This is a genomic window from Amycolatopsis mongoliensis, from assembly GCF_030285665.1.
Classification (GTDB): Bacteria; Actinomycetota; Actinomycetes; order Mycobacteriales; family Pseudonocardiaceae; genus Amycolatopsis; species Amycolatopsis mongoliensis.
In genome coordinates this window covers 10,024,114-10,050,725 of sequence record NZ_CP127295.1, presented here as the reverse complement: position 1 = coordinate 10,050,725, position 26,612 = coordinate 10,024,114, and the positions used below count along the sequence as shown (strand labels likewise).

Annotated in this window: 19 protein-coding genes and 1 riboswitch; of the genes, 17 read left to right on the top strand and 2 right to left on the bottom strand. The window is 73.0% G+C overall.

All coding sequences use genetic code 11. From position 1 onward, the window contains the following. Positions 1–17: 17 nt before the first annotated feature. Positions 18–863: a DivIVA-like cell division protein Wag31 gene (gene wag31, locus QRX60_RS48125; RefSeq protein ID WP_285998150.1), complete on the top strand. Its 846-nt coding sequence runs from the start codon at positions 18–20 to the stop codon at positions 861–863. Between the two features lie 123 nt (positions 864–986). Next, positions 987–1,601, top strand: a complete 615-nt coding sequence (locus QRX60_RS48120) for a hypothetical protein (RefSeq protein ID WP_285998149.1) — start codon at positions 987–989, stop codon at positions 1,599–1,601. A 7-nt stretch (positions 1,602–1,608) separates the two neighbouring features. Here the strand turns inward: QRX60_RS48120 and QRX60_RS48115 are convergent, their stop codons facing one another. After that, positions 1,609–2,364 carry an ArsR/SmtB family transcription factor gene (locus QRX60_RS48115; protein ID WP_285998148.1) on the bottom strand — a complete coding sequence of 252 codons (756 nt, stop codon included), beginning with the start codon at positions 2,362–2,364 and terminating at the stop codon, positions 1,609–1,611. A gap of 65 nt (positions 2,365–2,429) precedes the next feature. On the opposite strand from QRX60_RS48115, the gene QRX60_RS48110 reads away from it, so the two are divergent. From QRX60_RS48110 to QRX60_RS48060, 11 genes are all read left to right on the top strand, one after another. Beyond that, on the top strand, positions 2,430–3,761 hold the full coding sequence (locus QRX60_RS48110; RefSeq protein ID WP_285998147.1) for an MFS transporter: 1,332 nt from the start codon (positions 2,430–2,432) through the stop codon (positions 3,759–3,761). A 241-nt stretch (positions 3,762–4,002) separates the two neighbouring features. Next, on the top strand, positions 4,003–7,170 hold the full coding sequence (ileS, locus tag QRX60_RS48105) for an isoleucine--tRNA ligase (protein ID WP_285998146.1): 3,168 nt from the start codon (positions 4,003–4,005) through the stop codon (positions 7,168–7,170). An 85-nt stretch (positions 7,171–7,255) separates the two neighbouring features. After that, positions 7,256–8,878, top strand: a complete 1,623-nt coding sequence (locus tag QRX60_RS48100; protein ID WP_285998145.1) for a penicillin-binding transpeptidase domain-containing protein — start codon at positions 7,256–7,258, stop codon at positions 8,876–8,878. Positions 8,879–9,005: 127 nt separating this feature from the next. Beyond that, positions 9,006–9,698 carry an ArsR/SmtB family transcription factor gene (locus QRX60_RS48095; RefSeq protein WP_285998144.1) on the top strand — a complete coding sequence of 231 codons (693 nt, stop codon included), beginning with the start codon at positions 9,006–9,008 and terminating at the stop codon, positions 9,696–9,698. Between the two features lie 95 nt (positions 9,699–9,793). Beyond that, positions 9,794–11,272, top strand: a complete 1,479-nt coding sequence (locus QRX60_RS48090; RefSeq protein WP_285998143.1) for a potassium/proton antiporter — start codon at positions 9,794–9,796, stop codon at positions 11,270–11,272. 318 nt (positions 11,273–11,590) lie between these two features. Continuing rightward, positions 11,591–12,250 carry a M23 family metallopeptidase gene (locus QRX60_RS48085; protein WP_285998142.1) on the top strand — a complete coding sequence of 220 codons (660 nt, stop codon included), beginning with the start codon at positions 11,591–11,593 and terminating at the stop codon, positions 12,248–12,250. 80 nt (positions 12,251–12,330) lie between these two features. After that, positions 12,331–12,445, top strand: a riboswitch (SAM riboswitch). A 38-nt stretch (positions 12,446–12,483) separates the two neighbouring features. Beyond that, complete coding sequence (locus QRX60_RS48080; RefSeq protein WP_285998141.1) at positions 12,484–13,839, top strand: aminotransferase class V-fold PLP-dependent enzyme; 1,356 nt, start codon at positions 12,484–12,486, stop codon at positions 13,837–13,839. Positions 13,840–13,855: 16 nt separating this feature from the next. Continuing rightward, positions 13,856–14,485, top strand: coding sequence for a hypothetical protein (locus tag QRX60_RS48075; protein WP_285998140.1), 630 nt, complete (start codon positions 13,856–13,858; stop codon positions 14,483–14,485). Then, positions 14,425–15,066 carry a hypothetical protein gene (locus QRX60_RS48070; RefSeq protein ID WP_285998139.1) on the top strand — a complete coding sequence of 214 codons (642 nt, stop codon included), beginning with the start codon at positions 14,425–14,427 and terminating at the stop codon, positions 15,064–15,066. The genes QRX60_RS48075 and QRX60_RS48070 overlap by 61 nt, the downstream gene beginning before the upstream one ends. An 87-nt stretch (positions 15,067–15,153) precedes the next feature. Next, positions 15,154–15,741 (top strand): signal peptidase II, encoded by a 588-nt coding sequence (lspA, locus tag QRX60_RS48065; RefSeq protein WP_286003848.1) that lies wholly within the window; start codon positions 15,154–15,156, stop codon positions 15,739–15,741. After that, positions 15,738–16,667 (top strand): RluA family pseudouridine synthase, encoded by a 930-nt coding sequence (locus QRX60_RS48060; protein WP_285998138.1) that lies wholly within the window; start codon positions 15,738–15,740, stop codon positions 16,665–16,667. Before lspA ends, QRX60_RS48060 begins: the two co-directional genes overlap by 4 nt. 325 nt (positions 16,668–16,992) lie before the next feature. Here the strand turns inward: QRX60_RS48060 and QRX60_RS48055 are convergent, their stop codons facing one another. Continuing rightward, positions 16,993–17,985 (bottom strand): AsnC family protein, encoded by a 993-nt coding sequence (locus QRX60_RS48055; protein ID WP_285998137.1) that lies wholly within the window; start codon positions 17,983–17,985, stop codon positions 16,993–16,995. Positions 17,986–18,117: 132 nt separating this feature from the next. On the opposite strand from QRX60_RS48055, the gene QRX60_RS48050 reads away from it, so the two are divergent. The 4 genes from QRX60_RS48050 to QRX60_RS48035 all read left to right on the top strand — a co-directional run bounded on the left by QRX60_RS48050 (position 18,118) and on the right by QRX60_RS48035 (position 26,612). Further along, positions 18,118–23,091 carry a DUF885 domain-containing protein gene (locus tag QRX60_RS48050; RefSeq protein WP_285998136.1) on the top strand — a complete coding sequence of 1,658 codons (4,974 nt, stop codon included), beginning with the start codon at positions 18,118–18,120 and terminating at the stop codon, positions 23,089–23,091. A 118-nt stretch (positions 23,092–23,209) separates the two neighbouring features. After that, positions 23,210–24,415 carry a fumarylacetoacetase gene (gene fahA / locus QRX60_RS48045; protein ID WP_285998135.1) on the top strand — a complete coding sequence of 402 codons (1,206 nt, stop codon included), beginning with the start codon at positions 23,210–23,212 and terminating at the stop codon, positions 24,413–24,415. A 125-nt stretch (positions 24,416–24,540) separates the two neighbouring features. Further along, the gene (locus QRX60_RS48040; protein ID WP_285998134.1) at positions 24,541–25,485 is read left to right on the top strand and encodes a YhjD/YihY/BrkB family envelope integrity protein; all 945 of its coding nucleotides are present in this window, start codon (positions 24,541–24,543) and stop codon (positions 25,483–25,485) included. 86 nt (positions 25,486–25,571) lie between these two features. Next, positions 25,572–26,612 (top strand): LLM class F420-dependent oxidoreductase, encoded by a 1,041-nt coding sequence (locus tag QRX60_RS48035; RefSeq protein ID WP_285998133.1) that lies wholly within the window; start codon positions 25,572–25,574, stop codon positions 26,610–26,612.

Genomic DNA, 26,612 nt, shown 5'->3' with positions numbered 1-26,612 from the left:
GTGCGTGAGGTGATCTGATGTCGTTGACCCCCGCTGACGTGCATAACGTCGCGTTCAGCAAGCCGCCCATCGGCAAGAGGGGCTACAACGAGGACGAGGTGGACGCGTTCCTCGACCTGGTGGAGACCGAGCTGGCCCGCTTGATCGAGGACAACAACGAGCTGCGCCAGCAGATGGAGCAGCTCGACGCCGAGCTTGAGTCGACTCGAAGCGAGCTCGACAGTGCCAAATCGGCGCCCCCGATGCGTGAAGAGCCGTCGCGGCGTCTCGCGCCGGTGCCGCCGCCGCAGTCCGCCATGGAGCAGACCCAGGCGCACTCGATGGTCGGCGACAGCACGGAGCCGAACGTGCAGGCGGCCAAGGTCCTGGGCCTCGCCCAGGAGATGGCCGACCGGCTGACCGCCGAGGCGAAGACCGAGTCCGACGGGATGCTGGCCGAGGCCCGCACCAAGTCCGAGCAGCTGCTCTCGGACGCCCGGGCGAAGTCCGACTCGATGGTCAACGAGGCCCGCACCCGGGTCGACACGATGCTGAACGACGCGCGGACCCGGGCGGAGACGCTGGAGCGCCAGGCGCGCGACAAGGCGACGACGCTGGAGCGCGAGTCCCAGCGGAAGTACACCGAGACGATGAACAGCCTCAACGCCGAGAAGGGCGGGCTGGGCAAGAAGATCGAAGAGCTGCGCACGATCGAGCGGGAGTACCGCACGAGGTTGCGCGGGTTCCTCGAGTCCCAGCTGCGCGAACTCGACGACCGCGGCTCCGCGGCCCCGGCGTCGGCCTCGTCGAACTCCGGGCAGTCGTCCGGTTCGTCGAGCGGCGGCCAGGGCTACTCGTTCGGCCCGCGGGCCGAAGCGGGCTGAGTTTTCCTCCGGGCCCACCCCGTCGGCACGCGCCGGCGGGGTGGGCCACGGTTCGGAGTCGATCCGGTACCGCACGTGGGCGGGTCGACCGCCGATCTTGCCCTGTTCGTGCTGTAATTCAGCGTGCTTTACATCGTGCTGGTACTGGTACTGGCGGCTCTGGGGTTGCTCGTCACGGCGCTCATCACCGCTTCATCGTTGTGGGCGTGGGTTTCCATCGGCCTCTCGGTGCTGGCCGGGCTGATCCTGGTCGCCGACTGGCTGCGCCGCCGGCGTCGTCCGGCGGCACCCGCCGAGCCCGCGTCCGAAGAACCTGTCTCCGAAGAACCCGCCGCCGAAGAGCCCCCGGCCGAGGAGTCTTCGGCGGAAGGGAAGCCGGCCGCGGAGGAGCAGACCGTCCTCATCCCGGCCGCCGGTGACCTGGGGGATACGGCCGGCACGCCCGAGCCCGAAGAGCCGGCGCCGGCGGAACCCGCCGCGGCCGAAACCGAGGCCGAGCCGGAAGCCGAGACCGACCCGGGTGTGGAAGAGACCCCGGCGGACGACATTGCCGTGCTGGCCGACCTCGAGGACGAGGTCGTGGTCGTCGACGAGCACCCGCGCTACCACCTGACGACCTGCGCGTGGCTGGGTACTCGCGACACGATCCCGATCGGCGTCGGCGAAGCCCGTCAGCTCGGCTTCACCCCCTGTGACCGCTGTTGCCCCGACGCGAACCTGGTGGCCGCCCACCGCTGACCCGTCGTCAGGCGGCGAGGCCCGCCAGGCCCAGGTGGGTGTCCAGGGCCCGCGCTCCTTCCGGGGTCAGCCGCAGGGCGCGATGTGCCCGGCCGCGCCGTCGCACCCAGCCCGCGTCCGTGAACCGCGTCGCGACGGCCGCGCCCAGCGCGCCCGCCAGGTGGTGGCGCTGTTCGCTCCAGTCCAGGCAGAACTTCAGCAGCGGCCGGCGGCCGGCCGCGGCCGCGTCGAGGTCCACCCCCAGCTCGCCGAACACCGAGCGCGCGGCGGGACCCAGCGTGTACGGGTGTTCGCGCAGCGGAGCCGAAATCCGGTCACCTTCGCGACGGCGGGTGCTCGGAACCCCGTCCTGGGCCGCCAGCGCGCCGCGCGCGAGCAACGCCGACGTCACCGCCACCCCGAGCCGGCCCGCCAGGTGGTCGTAGCACGTCCGGGCCGTGCGCAACGCCTCGGCGCGCGTGCCCTCGCGCAACGACGACACCGGCTGGGACGGCGAGAACCGCGCCAGCGTCTCCATCAGCTCGGCCGGCTCCGGGCCGGCCAGCCGGTAGAACCGGTGCCGCCCCGACTTCTCGGCGACGACCAGGCCCGCCGCCCGCAGCTTCGCCAGGTGCGCGCTGACGCCCTGCGCGGACAGCCGGGCCTCGGCCGCCAGCACGGACGCCGCCAGCGCCCGGCCGTCGGCGAGCGCGAGCAGCACGCGGACCCGCGCCGGGTCCGCGAACAGCGCCGCGGTGCGGGCGATGTCGGCGTCGCCTTCCATGCCTCCAGGATGCCCCCGGCACACTTCCGCCGCGACGGAAGCGTCCGCGCGGTCCACTGGGGGACATGCGTTCCGCCCTCCTCGTCACCATGTGCGCCGGCATGTTCCTCGTGCAGCTGGACGTCACGGTCGTCAACGTCGCCCTGCCCGCCATCGGCGCGGACCTGCACGGCGGCCTCGCGGCGCAGCAGTGGGTGGTGGACGGCTACTCCGTCGTCCTGGCCGCGCTGCTGCTCACCGGCGGCGCACTCGGCGACGTCTTCGGCCACCGCCGGGTCGTCCTCGCGGGCTTCGCGCTGTTCGGCGCGGCTTCGGCCGCCTGCGGGCTCGCCGGCACGGCGCCCTGGCTCGTCGCCGCCCGGGCCGGGCAGGGCCTGGGCGCCGCGCTGCTGCTGCCCGGCACCCTCGCCGTGATCACGAACGCCTACCCGGGACACGCCGAGCGCGCGCGGGCCCTCGGGATCTGGGCCGGGGTGTCGGCCCTGGCGCTCGCGGCGGGCCCGGTGCTCGGCGGCGCGGTCGTCTCGGCCGCGGGCTGGCGGCCGGTCTTCTGGCTCAACGTCCCGATCGTGCTCGCGGCCGCCTTCGCGACCCGGCGGCTCGTGCCGCGCGGCGACCGCGTGCCCGGCCGGCGGGTCGACGTCGCCGCCGTCGTCACCGCCGCGCCCGCCCTCGGTGCCGGCGTCTACGCGGTCATCGGCGGGAGTGTGCCCGCCGCGGTGGTGGCGCTCGCCGCGCTGGCGGCGTTCCTGACCGTGGAACGCCGTTCCGCGGATCCGATGCTGCCGCTGGACGTCGCCCGGCGGACGCTGGGCGCGAACTTCGTCGCGGCGGCGATGAACTTCGTCGGCATCGGTGCTGTCCTCGTGCTGACGCTGTACCTGCAGGGCGTGCGCCACGCGTCGCCGCTGACCGCGGGGCTCGAGGTGCTGCCGCTGTTCGGCCCGCTTTCGGTGCTGGCGCCGGTCGCGGGCCGGCTGACCGGCCGGGTCGGGCCGCGCCCGCTGATGGTCGCCGGGCTGGCGCTGGGCGCGCTCGGCATGCTGAACCTGGTGCTGGTCAACGGGAACAGCGCCTACGCGGCCCTCCTGCCGACGCTGCTCGGGCTCGGCGTCGGGATGGGCCTGCTGACGACGGCGGTGGTGACGGCCGCGGTCGGCGGCATCCCGCCCGGGCGCGCGGGCGTCGCCAGCGGCATCAACAACACGGCCCGCCAGGCCGGCGGCGCACTCGGGGTGGCGGTGCTCGGCGCGGTCGTGGGCGAGCCGGGCGGGGAGTTCGTCGAAGGCCTGCACGCGGCCGGCCTGATCGCGGGAGCGTTGTGGCTGCTGGCGATCGGCGTGACCCTCTCCGGCGTACGTGCCCCTCGTGACAACCGGGTTGCGCGGGCCGGTTAACCTGGTAACCAGCAAGGCGTCGATCCGGCCATCACCGGGGAGTCTCCGGAAGAACCGAGCGCGAGCTCTCAGTAGAACCGGACGGGTGCGGCCCGTGACAGCCGTCGAACGAGCGGCCCGGCAGCGTCACCGCCGGGCAAGCGGGGTGGTACCGCGGTGCGCCGCCAAGGCGTTTCGTCCCCGTGTGGGTGACCGGGAACCCGGTCGTCCGTACGAGAGCGACGAACCGAGGAGCACCCGGATGTACCCCCAGGCCCAGCTCGGCGATGGCAGCGGCGTCCCGTCGCAGCCGTCCTTCCCCGCTCTGGAGAAGCAGGTCCTCGCCTACTGGGAGACGGACCGGACGTTCCAGGCGACCATCGACGCCCGCCCGGCCGGCGAGCACGGCGACAACGAGTACGTCTTCTACGACGGCCCGCCGTTCGCCAACGGCCTGCCGCACTACGGCCACCTGCTCACCGGGTACGTCAAGGACCTGGTGCCCCGCTACCAGACGATGAAGGGCCGCAAGGTCGAGCGCCGCTTCGGCTGGGACACCCACGGCCTGCCCGCCGAACTCGAAGCCATGCGCCAGCTGGGGATCACGGAGAAGTCCGAGATCGAAGAGATGGGCATCGCGAAGTTCAACGAGGCCTCGCGCGAGTCCGTGCTGCGCTACACGAACGAATGGCGCGAGTACGTGACCCGCCAGGCCCGCTGGGTCGACTTCGACAACGACTACAAGACGCTCGACGTCACGTATATGGAGTCGGTGCTGTGGGCGTTCAAACGCCTGTGGGACAAGGGACTCGTCTACGAGGGCTACCGCGTCCTGCCCTACTGCTGGCGCGACGAGACGCCGCTGTCCAACCACGAGCTGCGGATGGACGACGACGTCTACCAGAACCGGCAGGACCCGGCCGTCACGGTCGGTTTCCGCATGCAGGACAACGGGAACGACCTCGACGGCACGTACCTGCTGATCTGGACGACGACCCCGTGGACGCTGCCGTCCAACATGGCGACGGCGGTGCACCCCGAGGTGCGGTACGTCGTCGTCGAGAGCGAGAAATTCCCCGGCAAGCGGTTCCTGCTCGCCGAAGCGCGGGTTGCCGCGTACGCGCGCGAACTCGGCGAAGAGCCGACGGTCGTCGCGCACTACACGGGTGCGGAGCTGCTCGGAACCCGTTACGCGCCACCGTTCCCGTACTTCACCGGCGCCGAGAACGCGCACCGGATCCTGTCCGCGGACTACGTCACCACCGAAGACGGCACGGGTGTCGTGCACATCGCGCCCGCCTACGGTGAAGAGGACAAGGTCGTCACCGACGCCGCCGGGATCGCCCCGGTGACGCCGGTCGACGCGCGGGGCAAGTTCGACGCGACCGTGCCGGACTACGAAGGCCAGCAGGTCTTCGACGCGAACCCGAACATCATCCGGGACCTCAAGAACGGCACGGGATCCGCGGCGCAGCAGGGCGCCGTGCTGCTGCGGCACGAGACCTACGACCACCCGTACCCGCACTGCTGGCGCTGCCGCAACCCGCTGATCTACCGCGCGGTCTCGTCGTGGTTCGTCGCGGTGACGCAGTTCAAGGACCGGATGGTCGAGCTGAACCAGCAGATCACCTGGTACCCGGAGAACGTCAAGGACGGCCAGTTCGGCAAGTGGCTGGAGAACGCGCGCGACTGGTCGGTCTCGCGCAACCGGTACTTCGGCACGCCGATCCCGGTGTGGCAGTCCGACGACCCGGCGTACCCGCGCACCGACGTCTACGGCTCGCTCGACGAGCTGGAGGCGGACTTCGGCGTGCGCCTGGACAACCTGCACCGGCCCTACATCGACGAGCTGACCCGGCCGAACCCGGACGACCCGACCGGGAAGTCCACCATGCGCCGCGTCCCGGACGTCCTCGACGTCTGGTTCGACTCGGGCTCGATGCCGTATGCCCAGGTGCACTACCCGTTCGAGAACGCCGACTGGTTCGAGCACCACTACCCGAGCGATTTCATCGTCGAGTACATCGGGCAGACCCGCGGCTGGTTCTACCTGCTGCACGTGCTCGCGACGGCGCTGTTCGACCGGCCGGCGTTCCGCGCCTGCGTCGCGCACGGCATCGTGCTGGGCTCCGACGGCGCGAAGATGTCCAAGTCGCTGCGCAACTACCCGGACGTCAACGAGGTGTTCGAGCGCGACGGCTCCGACGCCATGCGCTGGTACCTGATGGCGAGCCCGATCCTGCGCGGCGGCAACCTGGTCGTCACCGACAAGGGCATCCGCGACGCCGTCCGCCAGGCCGTGCTGCCGCTGTGGAACTCGTACTACTTCCTCGCGCTCTACGCGAACGCCGAGGGCGTGGAAGGCCAGTGGCGCACGGATTCGCCGAACGTGCTCGACCGGTACGTCCTGGCGAAGACGCACGAGCTGGTCACCGACGTCGAGTGCGCGATGGACAGCTACGACGTCGCGGGCGCGTGCCAGACCGTGCGGGACTTCCTCGAGGTCCTCACGAACTGGTACGTCCGGCGCTCCCGCGACCGCTTCTGGGCGGGCGACAAGGACGCGATCGACACACTGCACACCGTCCTGGAGGTGACCTCGCGCGTCGCGGCGCCGCTGCTGCCGCTGACCACCGAGGTGGTCTGGCGCGGTCTCACCGGCGGCCGCTCGGTGCACCTGAGCGACTGGCCGAACGCGCTCGACCTGCCCGCGGACGCCGCGCTGGTCACCGCGATGGACCGGGTGCGGCAGGTGGCGTCGTCGGCGCTGTCGCTGCGGAAGGCGAACAAGCTGCGCGTGCGGCTGCCGCTGGCTTCGCTGGTCGTGGCGGCCGGTGACGCCGAGTCGATGGCGCCCTTCGCCGACATCCTGCGCGACGAGGTGAACGTCAAGGCGGTCGAGCTGACCACCGACGTCGCCGCGCACGGCGGGTTCGAGGTCGCGGTCAACGCGCGCGCGGCCGGCCCGCGCCTGGGCAAGGACGTCCAGACCGTGATCAAGGCCGTCAAGGCGGGTGACTGGTCGCTGCAGGGCGACACCGTCGTCGCGGCCGGGATCTCGCTGCGGGAAGGCGAGTTCGAGCGGCGGCTGGTCGCCAAGGGCGGCGGCGCGGCGGCGGAGCTGCCCGGCGGGTCCGGGCTGGTCCTGATCGACACCGAGGTGACGCCGGAGCTGGCGGCCGAGGGCCTGGTCCGCGACCTGGTCCGGGTCGTGCAGCAGGCGCGCCGCGACGCCGGGCTGGACGTCGCCGACCGGATCGCGCTGACCGTGGACGCGCCTTCCGAGGTCGTCGAAGCGGCGGAGCGGCACCAGGAGTTCCTGGCGTCGGAGACGCTGGCGACGTCGGTGACCCACGCCCCGGTGGCCGAGGGCTCCGCCGGCACGGTCGGCGACGGCACGAAGGTGACGGTCTCGGTCGCCAAGGCCTGATCGCCGGGGGTGGCCGGTAGGGTGAGAACCCGACTGGCCACCCCGACGGTTCGGGGGCGGCCTCCTTGGGGGAGGGGATCGCGGAATGAGTTCTGCCAAGAGACGCGGCATCCTGATCGGCGGCGTGCTGCTGGTCGTCGCGATCGTGGTGGCGGCGTTCTTCGTGCTGAACGGCGGGGGAGCGACGCCGGAAGCGGAAGCCGGGGCGACGAGCGTCGAGAGCCCGGGCGCCATCGACCCGCACTCGGCGATCACCGAGTACCTGCAGGACATCACCGAGAACAACCCGGACGCGGCGGCCCGGCTGACCGACGCCGCCCCGGCGGCCGCGGTGGCCCTGCGGGACGCGCGGAACACGCTGAACCCGTCGTCGGTGACGGCCAAGCTGACCGTCCTGCAGCCGACCCCGGCCGGGGCGACGCAGACCGGCGGCACGTTCAGCCTGGCGTGGGCGCTGAAGCCGGGCAAGGTCTGGACCTACGACGTGACGTTCCAGCTGGCCCAGGCCGGCGGGAAGTGGCTCGTGCACTGGGCGCCGTCGCTGCTGCACCCGAAGCTGGAGGCGGGCCAGCGGCTGGTGGTCAGCACGGCCGTGCAGGACACGACGGCCGTGGCCGACCGCGACGGCAAGCCGCTGCTCATCAGCGGGTCCGGCGGCCTGCGCGCGGTCGAAGGCGACCCGGCGCCGCTGCTGCGTTCGGCGCTCACCGGGCAGGTCACGGCGGCGAGCGGCGGCGGGTTCGCCGTCGAGCGCGTCGACACCAGCGGGAAGAGCCTCGAGACGCTGTTCGGGAAAGCCGACGGCGGGGCGAAGACGCTGACGTCCAGCCTGAGCCTGACCGCGCAGAACTCCGCGCAGGCCGCGGTGAACAGCTATCGGGGCTCGGCGATGCTGGTCGCCCTCGACACCGGGTCGGGCGACATCCTGGCGGTGGCGCAGAACGCGGCCGCCGGGAACGCGCCGAAGGCGCTTCACGGGTTGTACGAGCCCGGTTCGTCCTTCAAGATCGCGACGTCGGTCGCCGCGGTCCAGCAGAGCGGCTTGACCGCGGCCTCGCCGGTCGACTGCCCCGGCGTCGCGACGATCGGGACGCGGACGGTCAAGAACGAGGGCTTCGAGCTGGGGGCGACGAACCTGCAGACGGCGTTCGCGCGGTCCTGCAACACGACGTTCGGGCAGCTCGCGCTGGCGCTGCCGGCCGACGGGCTGCAGAAGGCGGCCGACGAGCTGGGCCTCAACGCCGACTACGAGATCCCGGGGATCGACACCGAGCTGGGCAAGGTCGAGCCCGCGGCGAGCAAGGACGAGCTGGTCGAGGACGGGTTCGGCCAGGGCCGGATCCAGGCGAGCTGCCTCGGCGGCGCCCTGATGGCGGCCACGGTCGCGTCCGGCAAGGCGATCACGCCGCGGCTGTGGCACGACCTGGAGACCACGGTCGTCAAGGGCTACTCGCCGCCGCCGGCGTCGGTGCTCGGCCAGGTGCGGACGATGATGCGCGCGGTGGTGACCAGCGGAACGGGCCGGGGCGCGGCGGGCGCGGGCACGGTGTTCGGCAAGACGGGCACGGCCCAGTTCGGCGACGGCTCGAACGCCACGGGCTGGTTCGTCGGCTACCGCGGGTCCGTGGCGTTCGCGGTGCTCCTGGAGGACTCGAACGACTCGGGCCCGGCGGTCACCCTGGCAGCGAAGTTCCTGAAGGGCATCTGACCCGTACCCGCCCGGACGACGCGCCGGAGGCGGCCGCGGTTCATGGCGTCCGGCTGAGCACGCGTGTCGTCCGCCGGGGTACGTCGCTTCGGCCGCGGGCGAAGTGCGGCCGCCGTACCGTGGTCGCATGGAGACGATCGCTCTCGCCGAGGTCGCCGCGGTGCTCGCCGACCCCAGCCGAGCCACCATGTGCCTCGCCCTGCTGGACGGGCGGGCCTGGACCGTCGGCGAGCTGGCCAAGGCGGCCGGGATCGCGCTCTCCACGGCCAGTGAGCACGTCACCCGGCTGGTCGACGCCGGGTTCGTCGTCCGGGTCAAGCAGGGCCGGGCCAGCTACGTCCGGATCGCCGACCCGCGCGTCGCCGAGCTGATCGAGCACCTGGCCCAGCACGCCGAGCACCGGCCGGTGACCGGGCTGAAGTCGTCGCTGCGGGTGAAGCGGCTCGAGTTCGCGCGGACCTGCTACGACCACCTCGCCGGCGTGCTCGGCGTCGCCGTCCGCGACGGCATGCTCGCCACCGGCCTCCTCGACACCGCCGGCGGGCTGACGCTGACCGGCCGCGGCCGCGAGGTGCTGGCCGGCCTCGGCGTGCCGGTCGCCGCCGGGCGGCGGCCGTTGCTGCGCGACTGTCTGGATTGGACGGAGCGCCGCGACCACCTCGCCGGCGCGCTGCCCGCCGCGCTGCTCGACCGGGCGGTCGAGGCCGGCTGGGTGGCCCGCGACGGCCACCGCGCGGTGAAGGTGCGGCCGAGCGCGGCCCAGCCGTTCGCCGCGCTCGGTGTCGATCTCGACGCGCTGGGTGTCGCCGCCCGGCCTTAACACACCGAGTGTCCGGCTCGGGCCGGCGGTACACGAACGAGTTAACCCGGTCGCTTCACTATTCTGAGGGCCCACGGCACTCGGAGGGAGGCGGCATGGACCAGCTTCCCGTGCTGCTCGGCGTCGGCGGCGTCGTGCTGCTCGCCTCGGTGCTCGCCGTGCGCGTCTCCATCCGGCTCGGCCTGCCCTCGCTGCTGCTGTACCTCGGGATCGGCGTGGTGCTCGGCGAAGCCGGCTTCGGCATCCGGTTCGACAACCCCGAGCTGACCCAGTCGCTCGGCCTCGCCGCGCTCGTCATGATCCTCGCCGAAGGCGGGCTGACGACGCGGTGGTCGGCGGTGAAACCCTCGCTGGGCCTCGGAATCGCACTGTCCACAGTGGCCGTCGTGGTGAGCGTCGCGGTCACCGGCGCGGCCCTGCACTTCCTGCTGGGCCTCGACTGGCGGTTCGCCCTGCTGTGGGGCGCCGTGCTCGCCTCGACCGACGCGGCGGCGGTGTTCTCCGTGCTGCGCACGGCCGGGATCGGCAAACGCCTGGTCGGCGCGCTGGAGCTGGAGTCCGGCATCAACGACGCGCCGGCCTACATCGCGGTCGTCGTGCTCGCCGAAGGCACCACTGTGGACTGGACGCTGCCGCTGCTGGTGGTCTACGAACTGGGGGCGGGCCTGGCGATCGGGCTAGCGTTCGGCTGGCTCGGCGGTTTCACGCTCCGCCGGGCGGCGTTGCCGGCGACCGGCCTCTACCCGCTCGCCACGGTCGCGGTGTGCGTCGTGGCGTACTCGTCCGGGCAGCTGCTGCACGCGTCCGGGCTGCTCGCCACGTACGTCGCCGCGCTGGTGCTGGGCAATTCGCGGCTGCCGCACCGCTCGGACACGCTGTCGTTCGCCGAGGGGCTCGGCTGGCTGGCGCAGATCGGGCTGTTTGTGCTGCTCGGACTGTTCGCCTCGCCGAGCCGGCTGCTCGAGACGCTGGTGCCGGGCCTGGTCGCGGGCGCCGTCGTGCTGCTGCTGGCCCGGCCGATCTCGGTGGTGCTCTCGGTGCTGCCGTTCCGGCTGCCGTGGCGGGAACAGGTGTTCCTGTCGTGGGCCGGGCTGCGCGGCGCGGTGCCGATCGTGCTCGCCATGATCCCGCTGTCGGAAGGGCTCCCGGGCGCGCAACGGCTGGTCGACGCGGTGTTCGTGCTGGTCATCGTGCTGACGCTGGTGCAGGGTGCGACCCTCGGGCCGCTCGGGCACCGGCTCGGGCTGGCCCGGAAGTCCGAGGCGCACGAGATCGAGGTCGACGCCGCGCCGCTGGACGAGCTGGGCGCCGAGCTGCTGCAGGTCCGCATCCAGCCGGGCTCGAAGCTGCACGGCGTGTACCTGTCCGAGCTGCGGCTGCCGGTCGGCGCGACGGTCAGCCTGGTCGTGCGCGACGGCGCGGGCTTCACGCCGCAGAAGACCAGCCGCCTGCAGGAGCACGACCAGCTGCTGGTGGTCACGACGAGCGGGGTCCGCGACGACGCCGAGCGCCGGCTCCGTGCCGTGGACCGGGCCGGCCGCCTGGCCCGCTGGAAGGGCGAGTCGGGTCGTTGACCCGTTCGTGGTCGTGGCCGCGCCGTGACCGATCGGACGACTCGTGTCGACCCGCCAGTCACGCGTGTCGACCCCTCAGTCACGCGTGTTGACCTCCCCGGCACGCGTGATGTCTCCTCGAGCACCCGTGGTGCCCTGAACTGGCCGTTGTCCGGTGCTTGTCCGGTTTCCCCGCCGACCTGGTGATCTTTTTCCGCGAGGGTGAACGCCCCTCACGAAAACCTCACGTGATCTTCCCAGTGATCCAACCTTTGGCCTACTCTGCGCTCGATCCGGTTAGTTCGAATGGGTGAGTGTTAGGTCAAAGGAGTACGCACGGTGACAAAACTGCACGTTCGTGGGGCGGTCCTGGCTGCCGCGATGACCGCGGTCCTCGGGCTGGCAGCCGCACCGGCCGCGATCGCCGAAGTGGCCCCGTTCCCGGCGCTCGCCCTGCCGTTCAAGGCCGGCCAGCAGGTCTACTCGGCCGGCATCCACTCCGACGACGGCAGCACCGGCGTCAAGAACGCCGTCGACTTCAGCCCGGCCGACCACACCGTGCGCGCGCCGCTGGCCGGCACCGTCCACCTGCAGCACTGCGCGGGCGGCGACTGGGTGACCATCGACCACGCCGGCGGCTGGCGGACCGGGTACTACCACATGGAAGGCATCAAGGTCACCGACGGTGAGCACGTCGAGGCCGGGGCCGAGCTCGGCTCGACCGGCAACGCGCTGCCGTGCGGCGGCAGCAGCACCGGCGCCCACGTGCACTTCACGCTCTGGACCCTGCCGGCCGGCCCGGCGGCGGCGAACTGGGACGGCAAGTCGTTCGCCGAGGTCTCGACGGCCGTCGCGGCGGCCGTCGGCGAACCGGTCGACGGGAAGACCATCGGCGGCTGGCGCTTCACCGCCGGGGCCGAGCAGTACACCGGCACGGCGACGCACCTCGCCGACGACGCCGTGACGCAGCTGCCGGGGCACTTCCGCGCGAAGCTCTGACGCTCACGGTGTGTGAGCGGCGTCTCAGAATGTGAGGCGGGGTTGGCCGCCGGCGGCGTTCTCGGTTACCTTCTGGCTCAGGTCATGAGTGCCAGCGCGAAGCCCCGGCTTGCTGGCCGGCAACCCTCCTACCGCGGTGGGGTGCCCCGGGTGAAGACCGGGCCGGTCGCGTCGTGCGACGGGCAAGCGCGGGCCCCTCGCCGGGGTCCCCCGGACCGCCGAGGAGGCACTCGATGACTCTCGCCATCGACCGCACCAGCACCGTCACCCCCGCCGAGCACGTCGAAACCGTTGTCCCCCAGGAGATCCCGGCCGTGGCCGGGGCGGCCCTGCGGGTCCCGCTCGTCACCGGCGAAACCGTCGGCTACGCCAACCTCGACCACGCCGCGAGCGCTCCCTGTCTCGACGCGGTCCGCAGCGCCGTCGACGAGTTCCTGCCCTGGTACGCCAGCGTCCACCGCGGCGCCGGGTTCGCGTCGCAGGTCTCCACCCGCCTCTACGAGCGCACCCGCGACGTCCTGCGCCGCTTCGTCGGCGCCCGGCGCACGGACACCGTCGTGTTCACCCGCAACACCACCGACTCCTTCAACCTGCTCGCCCGCAGCCTGCCCCGGCACACCTCGGTGGTCGTCTTCGACACCGAGCACCACGCCGCGCTGCTGCCGTGGCAGGGGCCGAACGTCCGGCGGATCCCGACCCCGCGCACCCGCCTCGCGGCAGTGTCCGCTGTGGACGAAGCCCTCGCGGACTCCCCGCAGGGACCGCGGTTGGTCGTCGTCACCGGAGCGTCCAATGTGACCGGTGAGCTCCTGCCGGTGGCGGAGATCGCCGCCGTGGCGCGGAAGCACGGCGCCCGCATCGCGCTCGACGCCGCCCAGCTGGCTCCGCACCGGCGGATCTCGATCAAGGAGCTCGACGTCGACTACGTCGCGCTGTCCGGTCACAAGCTGTACGCGCCCTTCGGCGCGGGCGCGCTGATCGGCCGCGCCGACTGGCTGCGCGCCGCCCGGCCGTACCTCGCCGGCGGCGGCGCGACCAAGCTCGTCACCGAGGACGCGGTGGTCTGGAACGCCGGGCCCGAACGCCACGAAGCCGGCTCGCCCAACACCGTCGGCGTGTACGCGCTCGGCGTCGCGTGCGAGAAGCTCAGCGAGAACTGGGACGCCGTCGTGGCGCACGAGCAGGCTCTGCTCACCCGGCTGCGCAAGGGGCTCGAAGGCATCCCGGGCTGCGCCGAGCTGCGGCTCTTCGACGCGCCGGTCGACCGCGTCGGCACGGTCAGCTTCGTCGTCGACGGCTTCGACCCCGGCTGGCTGGCGGCGGTGCTGTCCGCCGAGTACGGCATCGGCGTGCGCGACGGTGCGTTCTGCGCCCACGTCGCGGCCAAGCGGCTCATCGGCGTCACCGGCGGCGCCGGGCAGCAGGCGGTCCGCGTCAGCCTCGGCCTGGGCAGCACCGAAGAGCACGTCGACCGCGTCGTGCTGGCGCTGCGCCAGATCGTCGCGCGCGGGGCCCGCTGGGAGTACGCGAAGGTGGACGGCCGCTGGGCCCCGGTCGGCGACCCGCGGGAGCTGCCGCCGTTCTGCTGATCGTTACCCTGGGCCGATGGGGAGGCACTGGGTTCCGTTGGCGCTGCTCGGGTTCGCGGAGCTGGTCCTGGTCACGGTCGAACTGTTCCACCGCTCGGCCGTGACGGCGGACCTGGCGACCCGCCTCGCGCCGGACCCGGCCCCGCCGTCCTACGACAGCATCTTCGGGTTCACCGTCGAGGGCCACGGTGGCACGCAGCGGCTCCTCAGCCTCTCCGACACCGTCCTCGCCTACCGGGGCGGAATCGGCGTGGCCTGGCAGTGGGTGCTCATCGCCGCGTTCCTGGCGGTGGTGGCCTGGTACGCCCGGCGGCTCGGCGGGAAAGCGGCCGTGCTGTCCGCCGTCGGCGTGCTGGTCGCGGTGCCCCTGCTGGACCTGCTGGCCTACAGCTGGTTCGGCTTCGACGCGGCCACCCGCGGCCCGGTCCTCGCCACGCTCGGCCTGGCCCTGGTCGCCTGGCTCGAACGCAGCCGCCTGGTGCTCGCGGTGGCGGTGGTGGCCGGCGCGACCGCCGTCGCCGTCGCGGACCTGCCCGGCGTGGTGATCTCGGCCGCCGTCCTCCTCGCGGGCGCTATCCTGCCCCGATGGGGGATGGACGACGATTTTGGTTCCCGCTGGCCGCGCTGGGGTTCGCCCAGCTCGTGATGGCGGTGGTCGCGCTGGTCCCGGCCGCCCCGGCGACCGGCGAGTTCGTGAACATGCGTGGCTACGCGATGACCCAGCAGCTCCACGGGCTGGGGACCGGCGGGGTCGGCGGGACCGCCCTCGGCGACGGCGGCTGGTACTCGGCCGGTGCCGTCGCGGTGGACGTGGTGCCCCCGGCGGCGCTCGGCTGGCTCGCCGGTCTCGCCTGCGTGGTGCTCGCCGTCGCGGGCTGGTACTGGCTGAGCCTGCGCCGCACGGGCGCGCCGCCGCGGCCGGTCCGGTTCGTGCTCGGCACGCTGGGCGCGCTGGCCGCCCTCCCGCTGCTCGACCTGGTCGGCGCCGTGGAGCTGCGGCTGTCCGGCGACGTCCGGGGCGCGCTCGTGGCGGCGCTGGGGCTGCTGGTGCTGGCGGCGTACGAGCGCAGCTGGTTCGTGCTGGCCGTGACCGTGGTGTTCGCGCTGGTCAGCCTGCTGTTCCTGACGCCGGTGACCGGGGCGCTGAGCGCGGCGGGCGTGCTGTTCGCCGCCGCGTTCGCGGTCCTCCTGCGGCGCCCTCGCGACACTGCCGCCGACGCACCCTGACCAGGCGTGGACAATGGACCGGTGAGCACCGAGTCCAGCGCTGGAGAACCCGACACCGACGCCGCCGCCGAGGCGACGCCCGAGACCGTGCAGGAAACACCGGAAGCCCCGGCGAAGCCGCTGCCGAAGCGCCGCGTGGGCTGGGTGTTCGCCGTCGCGGTCGTGTTCTGGGCGATCGACCTGGTGACGAAGAACCTGGTCGCCGCCAACCTGGAGGGCAAGGAGCCGGTCCGGATCCTCGGCGGCCTCGTCTACCTGCAGGTGATCCGCAACCCCGGCGCGGCGTTCTCGATGGCCACCGGCATGACGTGGGTGCTCGCGCTGGTCGCGCTGGCCGTCGTCATCGCGATCATCTGGCTGGCCCGGCGGCTGCGCTCGATCGGCTGGGCCATCGGGCTCGGCCTCGTGCTCGCCGGCGCCACCGGCAACCTGACCGACCGCATCTTCCGCGCGCCCGGCGGGCTGCAGGGCCACGTCGTCGACTTCATCTCGGCGTTCGCCCCGAACGGCAAGGGCTTCGCGATCTTCAACATCGCCGACTCGGCGATCTGCGTCGGCGGTGCCCTGATCGTGCTGCTGTCCCTGCTGGGCAGGGACTACGACGGCACGTCGACCAAGGACAAGAAGAAGGCCGCCGCCGAGGAGCAGCAGGAGCAGCAGGAGGAGCAGGCGTGACGTCGCGGATGCTCCCGGTGCCCGACGGGCTCGACGGGATGCGGGTCGACGCCGGCCTCGCCAAGCTGCTCGGCCTTTCGCGGACCGTCGTCGCCGAGCTGGCCGAATCCGGGGACGTGCTGCTCGACGGCCGGCCCGCCGGCAAGTCCGACCGGCTCGCCGCGGGCGGCCTCCTGGAGGTCACGCTGCCGGAGCCGGCGAACCCGGTGGAGATCGTCGCCGAGCCGGTCGAAGGCATGAAGATCCTCCACGACGACGACGACATCGTCGTGATCTCCAAGCCGGTCGGCGTCGCGGTGCACCCGAGCCCGGGCTGGACCGGCCCGACGGTGGTCGGCGGCCTCGCCGCGGCCGGCCTGCGGATCGCGACTTCGGGCGCGGCCGAGCGCCAGGGCGTGGTGCACCGGCTCGACGCGGGCACGACCGGCGTGATGGTGGTGGCCAAGAGCGAGCACGCGTACACGGTGCTGAAGCGCGCGTTCAAGGAACGCACGGTCGACAAGGGCTACCACGCGATCGTCCAGGGCCACCCCGACCCGACGCGCGGCACGATCGACGCCCCGATCGACCGCCATCCCCGCCACGACTACAAGTTCGCGGTCGTCCAGGGCGGCCGTCCGAGCGTGACGCACTACGAGGTCGTCGAGGCGTTCCGCGCGGCGTCCCTGACGCACATCAAGCTCGAAACCGGGCGGACGCACCAGATCCGCGTCCACTTCTCGGCGCTGCGCCACCCGTGCGTCGGCGATCTGACGTATGGCGCCGACCCGGTCCTGGCCCGCCACCTCGGCCTGAGCCGCCAGTGGCTGCACGCGAAAACGCTGGCGTTCGCCCACCCGGCGGACGGCCGGTGGGTCGAGTTCGAGTCGGAGTACCCGGACGACCTGGCCAAGGCGCTGGAAATCCTGCGCGAGGAAAGCTACTAGTGTCGCGCGTCTGAGGTTCGTCGACAGCGGCCCGGCCCTGCGCGCCAAAGCGGCATCCGGTGCATCGGACCCGGATCTGCCGAGAGTCGCGGCGGCTGGTCCGGCGACATGAATGAGTCATTCATGTCGCCGGACGAGGTGAATGACTCATTCATGTCGTCGCGGGAGGGGCTGCACGGGCCGGGGTCTCGTGGCGCAGGCTCCCGACACCTCGAACGGCAAACAACCTGCAACGCGCGACACTAGTGAGGCTTGTTCAGCCGTCGCCCGCCGCAGGACACCTCCGGTTTCCGCGCGGGTCGCGGCGGGCTGACCGGAACAAGCCTCAGTCCTCGATCGACCAGGTGAGGGTGCGCTCGTCCGGTTCCGGCCGCGGGCTCCAGCGCACCGACACCACCCGCGTCGCGTCCGGCAGGACGTACACGGTGTGGCCGCCCAGGGTTTCGCCCGGCTGGACGCCGATCCGGTGCGGCGGCCGCGACGTCAGCGACACCGGGGCCTTGCCGATCGCGGTGCCGTCGGCGGCGAGCAGCTCGAGGTAGTTGTCCGGCAGCGACGCGAACGGGATCGCCCCGCGGTTGGTGATCTCGGTGTGCACGACCACCGCGCGTTCGCCCTCTTCCAGCCGGTAGCCCGCCGCGCTGAACAGGTAGTCGGCCGGGTCCTGGACCTCCAGCAGCTGCAGCGACAGCTGCTCGCCCTCCAGGCCCTGGGTCTCCATGACCTCGCGGATCCGGCCCTGCTTGCCGCCGGCCGGCGCCGCGGGCCGGGCGGGCTCGTCGCCGCGGGCCCACGACGCCGTCTGCGGCAGGCCCCACGTGCTCACCACGGGGTCGAGCGGGACCGGCGGCGGGGCGAACTGCTGCGGCGGGCGCTGCCGGGGCGGCGGCGGGCCCGGGTACTGCCCGGACGGCGTCCCCTGGACGTTGTAGGGCCCGGACGGCGCTCCTTGGACGTTGTAGGGCCCCGAAGGGGCGCCCTGCACGTTGTACGGGCCGGACGGCACGCCGTGCGGGCCCGGCGGCGGCATCGGCGGCGCGGGCTGCTGCGGCACCGGCTGCGACGGCGGGGGCGGGAACTGCTGCGGTGGCCGGTTCGCCCACGACGGCGGCGAGCCCGCGATCGCCGCCCGGAGGCCCTGCGGGTCGCTCTCGACGCCGACGAGCAGCGGCAGCCCGCTGCCGGACAGCGCCACCAGCCGGTAGGCGACCTCGCGCGGATCCATGCCGACCTTGGCCGCCAGCTCGTGCACCGCGGCCTTGCCGAGGTCGGCGAGCGCGGCGAGCAGGCGGGTATCCACGGGATCGGTCACGGCCACCTGCAGCACGCTACCGCCTCGCCGCGGAGGCCGTGCCGAGGTGGTCCGCCCCCGGCGAACAGCTCACCGTTCCTGTCGGTGATCTCCGTTAGGGTCGGCCGGGAGCACACCATCGAAGCTGGGGGTCCTGCCATGACCGCGGTCACCGAACTCGCCGACGAGTTCGTCGAAGCGCTGTTCGCCGCCGATCCGCTGACGCCCGCGCTGCTGGGCCTCCGCCCGGCCGAGCCCGGCCTGCCGGACCTGTCCGCGCAAGCCGAGCGGGACCACCGGGCCCGGCTCGCGGAGTTCGCCGAGCGGGCCCGCGCGCTGGACGCCGAAGGGCTGTCCGCCGAGGACCGGGTCACCCGCGAGGTCCTGATCGCCACGGCTGAAGACCGCGTCGCCTCGATCGACAGCCGGATGGCCGAGTTCACGGTCACCGACATCATGGTCGCGCCCGCGGCCTCCCTGCTCATGGCGCTGCCGATGACGACCGTGACGGCGGGCGAAGCGGCGGAGGCCCAGCTCGGGCGCCTGGCCGCGGTCCCGGCGTACCTGCGCCAGGCCGCGGCGCGCCACGCCGAAGGCATCGCCGACGGGCTCGTGCCGGTGGCGCACCTGGTCGAGGCCGCGATCGCGCACCTCGACCGCTACCTCGCCGACCCGGACGCGGACCCGCTGCGCCGCCAGCCGGCACCGGACGAGGAGTTCGGCCGCCGGCGCGACGAGCTGCTGGCCGACGTCGTCCGCCCGGCCTTCGCCGAATACCGCGAATTCCTCGTCACCGAGGTGAAGCCGCACGGGCGCCCCGCCGACCGGCCCGGCCTGAAGTGGCTGCCCGGCGGCGAAGAGGCGTACGCGCGGCTGGCGAAGGTGCACACGACCACCGACCGCACCCCGGAGGAGCTGCACCGGATCGGCCTCGACGTCATCGACTCGCTCGCCGCCGAGTACCGCGAGCTGGGGCTGAAGGTGTTCGGCACCGACGACCTGGCCGAGATCTTCGAGCGCCTGCGCACCGACCCGGCCCTGCGCTGGAGCAGCGGGGACGAGCTCCTGGACACCGCCCGCACGGCCGTCGCGCGGGCCGCCGCCGAGGCCCCGAAGTGGTTCGGCCGGGTCCCCGCGGAGGAGTGCGCGGTCGAGCCGGTCCCGGCGGAGACCGCGCCCGGCGCGCCCGCGGCGTACTACCTGCGCCCGGCCGCCGACGGCTCCCGGCCCGGCATCTACTTCGCGAACACCCACGAAGCGGGCGAGCGGTTCCGGCACACGGCCGAGTCGACCGCGTTCCACGAAGCCGTGCCCGGGCACCACTTCCAGCTCAGCATCGCGCAGGGGCTGACCGAGCTGCCGCTGCTGCGCCGCATCGGCAACTTCACCGCCTACACCGAGGGCTGGGGGCTCTACAGCGAGCGCCTCGCCGACGAGATGGGGCTCTACTCCGACGACATCGCGCGGCTGGGCATGCTGACCGGCGACTCGATGCGGGCGGCCCGGCTGGTCGTCGACACCGGCCTGCACGCGCTGGGCTGGAGCCGGCAGCAGGCCGTCGACTACCTGCTCGAGCACACACCGGAGGCGCGCGTCGAGGTCGAGTCCGAGATCGACCGCTACATCGCGTGGCCGGGCCAGGCGCTGGCGTACATGGTGGGGCGGCTGGAGATCCAGCGGATCCGCACCGGCGCCGAGGCGCGGCTCGGGTCGCGGTTCGACGTCCGCGCGTTCCACGACCTCGTGCTCGTCGGGGGCGCGCTGCCGCTCTCGGCGCTCGCCTCCGCCGTCGACGCGTGGGTGGCCGGCCACGGGGACACGGTCAACGGCCTGGCCGACGAGCTCGTCGAGCTGTCTTTCGAGCAGGAGCCGCTGTCCCGCTCGGTCTACGGCCTGCCCGGCGACCACGACCGGCTCGGGGACCAGAGCCGGGAGGCGCTGGAGCGGTTCCTCACCGGCTACCGGGAGCTCGCCGCCCGCGCCCGCGCGCTGGCGACGGACAGCCTGACGCCGGAGGAAACCGTCACGCGCGAGGTCGTGATCGCCGCCGCCGAGGTGGAGGCCGACAGGCTCGCCTCCAGGGCCGCCGACATCGCGGTCAGCGACGGGCTGAGCGCCCCCGCACTGGGGCTGCTGCTGTTCCTGCCGTACTACCAGCTCGACGACGAGAAGAAGGCGCGCGGCTACCTCGCCCGGCTCGCCGCCATCGAGCCGTTCCTCGAGACGCTGGCCGGGCGGCAGCGCGCGAGCCTGGCCGAGGGGCTCGTGCCGCCGGCGTACCTCGCCCGCGTCGGCATCGAGTACATCGAGCGCTACCTCGCCGCGCCGGACAGCGACCCGCTGAAGGTGGGCACGACGGCGGCCGTCGAGGGCTTCGAAGCCGAGCGCGACCGGCTGCTGGCGGACGTCGTGCGGCCCGCGTACGCCCGCTACCGCGACTTCCTGCGCACCGAGGTCGAACCCGCCGGGCGGCCCGACACCGCGCCCGGGATCGGTCACGTACCGGGCGGTGCGGAGCGCTATGCGGCGCTGATCCGGGCCGAGACGACGACCGAGCGGACGGCCCAGGACCTGCACGACACCGGGCTGGCGATCATCGGGCGGCTGGCGGGGGAGTACCGCGAACTGGGGCGGAAGGTGTTCGGCACGACCGAACTCGCCGAGATCTTCGAGCGCCTGCGCACCGACCCGGCGTTGCGCTGGCGCGACGGCGAGGAGCTGCTGTCCGCGGCCCGGGACGCCATCGCCCGCGCCGAAGCCGTCGCGCCGCAGTGGTTCTCGCGCATCCCGGCCGAGAAGTGCGAGGTCGCGCCGGTGCCCGAGGCCGACGCGGCGAGCGGCACGATCGCGTACTACCTCCAGCCGTCGCTCGACGGTTCGCGGCCGGGCACCTACTACGCCAACACGCACGAGGCCGACCAGCGCCCGCGGTTCACCAGCGAGGCGATCGCGTTCCACGAAGCCGTGCCGGGCCACCACTTCCAGCTCAGCCTGGCGCAGGAGCTGCGGAACCTGCCGCTGCTGCGGCGGATCGGCATGTTCAACGCCTATGCGGAGGGCTGGGGGCTCTACGCCGAGCGGCTGGCCGACGAGATGGGCCTGTACGCCGACGACGTCGCCCGGCTGGGCATGCTGACGCAGGACTCGATGCGGGCCGGCCGGCTGGTCGTCGACACCGGGATGCACGCGCTGGGCTGGAGCCGGCAGCGGGCGATCGACTTCCTCGTCGAGAACACGCCGATGGCGCGGATGGAGATCGAGGCGGAGATCGACCGGTACGCCGGCTGGCCGGCCCAGGCCCTCGGGTACATGGTGGGGCGGCTGGAGATCCAGCGGCTGCGTGCCGAGGCCGAGGAAGCGCTGGGCGACCGCTTCGACATCCGCGACTTCCACGAAGTCGTGCTGGGCCACGGCATGCTGCCGCTCTCGGCGCTGGCCAAGGTCGTCACCGACTGGGTCGCCGGCCGGACCGACACCCCGGATTCGCTCGCCGACGAGTGCCTGGAGCTGATGTTCGAGGCCCAGCCGCTGCTGCCGTCGCTCTACGGTCTCCCCGGCGCGCACGACCGGCTCGCCGACCAGTCCGCCGAGGCGGGCGCCCGGCAGCGCGCCGCGTTCGCCGGGATCATCACGCGGGCCGAAGCTCTCGACGCGGCGGCGTTGTCGCCGGGTGAGCGCGTCACCCGCGACGTCGTGATCTGGCAGGCGCGGACGCTGATCGACGTGCTGGACTCGGGCCGCGCCGACATCGCGGTGAGCGACGGGCTCGCGGCGCCGGCGCTGGAACTGCTGATGATGCTGCCGCAGACGGTGGTCGACGACGAGGCCAAGGCCCGCGGCTACCTCAGCCGGCTCGCGGCGATCGGCACGTACCTGGACCAGCTGATCGTGCGGCAGCGGGCCGCGCTCGCCGAAGGCCTCACTCCGCCGGAGTTCCTGGCGCGCATCGGCGTCGGGTACGTCGAGCGCTACCTCGCGGCCCCGGAAGCCGACCCGTTGAAGGTGCCGGTCCACGGGCTCGAGGCCGAGCGTGACCGGTTGCTGGCCGAAGTCGTGCGGCCCGCGTACGCGCGGTACCGCGACTTCCTGGCCGGCGAAGTGGTCCCGGTCGCGCGGCCGGAGACGTCGCCGGGCATCGGCGACCTGCCGGGCGGCCCGGAGCGCTACGCGGCGCTGATCCGCGCGGAGACGACGACCGAGCGCACGGCCCAGGACCTGCACGACACCGGCCTGGCGATCATCGAGCGGCTGGCGGAGGAGTACCGCGAGCTGGGGCAGAAGGTGTTCGGCACCACCGATCTCGCGCAGATCTTCGAGCGGATCCGCACCGACCCGGCGCTGCGCTGGCGTGACGGTGACGAGCTCCTGGACGCCGCCCGGCAGACGATCGCGCGGGCGGAAGCCGTGGCGCCACAATGGTTCCTGCGCGTTCCGGAGCAGAAGTGCGAGGTCGCCCCGGTGCCCGCGGCCGAGGCCGAGAGCGGCTCGATCGCGTACTACATCGACCCGTCGCTCGACGGCTCGAGGCCGGGCACGTACTACGCCAACACGCACGAAGCGGACCAGCGGCAGCGGACTCTGGGCGAGTCGGTGGCGTTCCACGAAGCCGTGCCGGGGCACCACTTCCAGCTCACGCTCGCGCAGCAGCTCACCGGCGTCCCGCTGCTGCGGCGGATCGCCATGTTCAACGCCTACGCCGAAGGCTGGGGGTTGTACGCGGAACGGCTGGCCGACGAGATGGGGCTGTATTCCGACGACGTTTCGCGCCTCGGCCTGCTGACGCAGGACTCGATGCGGGCGGCCCGGCTGGTCGTCGACACGGGGCTGCACGCGCTGGGCTGGAGCCGGCAGCGGGCGGTGGACTTCCTCGTCGAGAACACGCCGATGGCGCGGATCGAGATCGAGGCGGAGATCGACCGCTACGCCGGCCACCCCGGCCAGGCGCTCGGCTACATGGTGGGCCGCCTGGAGATCGAGCGCCTGCGCGCCGACGCCGAGCGGGCGCTGGGCGAGCGGTTCGACATCCGCGAGTTCCACGACACGGTGCTGGGCAGCGGAACCCTGCCGCTCCCGGTGCTGGCGGACGTGGTGGCCGCCTGGGTGGCGGACCGCTCCGCCGGAGACACGGAGTGAGGGCCCGCGGGAAACGCCGTGTCGACTCGGCAATCACGCGTGTCGACCCCTTGAGCACGCGTGCGGTGGCCCGGCCCGGCCTGGCGTCCGATGGGGACAACCGAGACGAGGAGCAGACGTGACCTGGCTCGACCTCGCCGACGACACGCCGTTCGGACTGGACAACCTGCCCTACGGCGTGTTCTCGGTCGGCGGTGCGCCCGAGCGCCGGGTCGGCGTGCCCGTCGGCGAGCAGGTCCTCGACCTGACCGCCGCGGCCGCCGAGACGGCGTCGGCCTTCGCCCCGTTGGTCACCGCCGGGGTGCTCAACCCGTTGCTGGCCGCCGGGCCGGAAACCTGGCGGGAGGTCCGCGAGAGCATCCGGACCTGGCTGACCGAGCCCCGGTACGCCGACTCGCTGCGCCCGCACCTCGTGCCACTGGCCGAGGTGACCACGCACCTGGCGTTCGAGGTCGCCGACTACGTCGACTTCTACTCCAGCGAGCAGCACGCCCTCAACGCCGGCCGGATCTTCCGGCCCGACGCGGCCGAGCTGCCGCCGAACTGGAAGCACCTGCCGATCGGCTACCACGGCCGGGCGGGCACGGTGGTGGCGTCGGGCACGCCGGTCGTCCGCCCGCACGGGCAGCGCAAGCCGCGCAACGCCGACGCTCCTTCGTTCGGCCCGTCTCAGCGGCTGGACATCGAGGCGGAGGTGGGGTTCGTCGTCGGCGTCCCGTCCACCCCCGGCACGCCGGTGTCCACTGAGGACTTCGCAGACCACGTCTTCGGCGTCTGCCTGGTCAACGACTGGTCGGCCCGCGACATCCAGGCCTGGGAGTCCCAGCCGCTGGGCCCGTTCCTCGGCAAGTCGTTCGCGACGTCGGTGTCGCCGTGGATCGTGCCCCTCGCGGCGCTGGAGCACGCGCGGGTCGAGGGCCCACCGCAGGATCCGGAACCGTTCGAATACCTGCGCACCAGCGAAAACTGGGGACTGGACCTGGCGATCGAGGTCCGGCTCAACGGCCACCTGGTGTCGAGCCCGCCGTTCGCGACCCAGTACTGGACGGCGCCGCAGCAGCTGGCGCACCTGACGGTCAACGGCGCGAGCCTGCGCACCGGCGACCTGTTCGCCTCGGGCACGGTGACGGGCCCGGAGCGCGACCAGCGGGGCTCGTTCCTGGAGCTCTCCTGGGGCGGCCGCGAGCCCCTGGACCTCCCGGACGGGCAGCGGCGGACGTTCCTCGAAGACGGCGACGAAGTGGTGATCAGCGCGACGGCCCCGGGTCCGGCCGGCACGCGCATCGGCTTCGGCGACGTCCGGGGCACGGTGGTCCCCGGCTGATCCCGCGGCAAGCCCGGATCACGCGAGATCCGGCTGTGATCACACCGTAAGACACGAGACCGTGACGTTTTCCCCGCCGCCGGGTCCGTACTGCGGGGGACGCGTGCGGATGAGAGGGTCGGCCGGTGGGACGTGGAGCGGGGAAAGCCGTCGTGGGCAAGGGGATCCGGCGGGCCGGGGCGACCCTGGCCCGGTACCGCGAACGCGACGGCGACCACTATGCGGCCGCGGTGACCTTCTTCAGCCTGCTCGCGCTGGTCCCGCTGATCATGGTCGCCGTCTCGGTGGCCGGGTTCGTGCTGGCCGGTGACCGGCTGCTCGCGACCGAGCTCGACCGGGTCATCGACGGTTCGCTGCCGCCCGAGATCGGCGGGCCGGTCACCGGTGTCGTGCACACCGTCGTGGGCGAACGCGGCCGGATCGGGCTGCTCGCGCTCGCCTTCGCCGCCTACTCGGGCTGGAGCTGGATCAGCAACGTCCGCGACGCGGTCACCGCGATGCTCGGCCAGGAACGCACCCCGCGGCCGCTGCTGCGCGGCATCGTCGCCGACGTCCTGGCGCTCGCCGGGGTCGGGCTCGCGCTGGCCGTGTCCTTCGGGCTGGCGGCGCTCACCGGCGCGGCCGGCACCTGGCTCCTGCACCTGACCGGGCTGGGCGGCGGGTTCGCGCACTTCGTGCTCGTCGCCGGCTCGCTCCTGCTCGGCCTTGCGGCGAACTGGCTGGTCATCGCCTGGTGCCTGGCGCGGCTGCCGCGCCGGCCACTGCCGCTGCGCTCGACGCTGCGCCCGGCCGTCGCCGCCGCGGCCGGGCTCGGCGCGATCCAACAGGCCGGCGGGTTCTACCTGCACCTGCTGGGCCGGTCGCCGGCCGTCGCGGCGTTCGGCACGCTCGTCGGCGTGCTGCTGTTCGTCTACCTGATCGTCCGCTGGCTGCTGATGGTCACCGTGTGGCTCACGGTCCGGGACGAGCGCCCGGCCGGCACGCTCGCCGCCGACGTCCGCTACGCCGGGACGACGCTGGGCGCCGGCGCGTCGGCGGAGCTGGTGGTCCGGACGCTCGCCGGCCGGTGAGTGGCGGCGCGCACATCGCCGGCCCGCGGCGCGGCCGGTCCCGTTAGGATCCGCGACTAAGCGCTTGCTCAGCAATGGAGGTGGCCATGCGGATCGGGACCGCGATCAACTACGCCGGAGGCTTCGCCGACAGCGTCGCGGACATCGTCGAACTCGAGAAAGTCGGCCTCGACGTCGCCTTCGTTCCCGAGGCCTACTCCTTCGACGCTGTCAGCCAGCTCGGCTACCTCGCCGCGAAGACCGAACGCGTCCAGCTCGCGTCGGGCATCTTCCAGATCTACACCCGCACCCCGACCCTCACCGCGATGACCGCGGCCGGGCTCGACTTCGTCTCCGACGGGCGGTTCATCCTCGGGCTCGGCGCCTCCGGGCCGCAGGTCATCGAGGGCTTCCACGGCGTGAAGTACGACGCGCCGCTGGCCCGCACCCGCGAGATCGTCGAGATCTGCCGCCAGGTGTGGCGCCGCGAGCGCGTCGTCCACGACGGCAAGCACTACACGATCCCGCTGCCACCGGAGCAGGGCACCGGCCTCGGCAAGCCGCTCAAGCTGATCAACCACCCGGTGCGCGAGCGGATCCCGGTGCTGCTGGCCTCGCTCGGGCCGAAGAACGTCGCGCTCACCGCCGAGATCGCCGAGGGCTGGCAGCCGATCTTCTTCCACCCGGAGAAGGCCGCCGACGTCTGGGGCGAGTCCCTGGCCGCGGGCAAGGCCAAGCGCGACCCGGAGCTGGGCGAGCTGGACACGTTCGTCACGGTCGCCCTGGCGATCGGCGACGACGTCGAGCCGCTGCTCGACCACCTGCGGCCGCTCGTCGCGCTCTACGTCGGCGGGATGGGCGCGCGCGGCAAGAACTTCTACAACGACCTCGCCCGCCGCTACGGCTACGAGGCCGAGGCGAAGCTGATCCAGGACCTCTACCTCGACGGCAAGAAGGAGGAGGCCGCCGCGGCCGTGCCGATCGAGCTGCTGCGCTCGATCTCGCTGGTCGGCCCGGCCGGGTACGTCAAGGAGCGGCTGGCGGCGTTCGCGGAAGCGGGCGCGACCACGCTGGTCGTCAACCCGATGCTGCCCGGCCGCGAGGCACGGGTCGCGGCGGTGGCCCAGTTGCGGGAGCTGCTCGGCTGA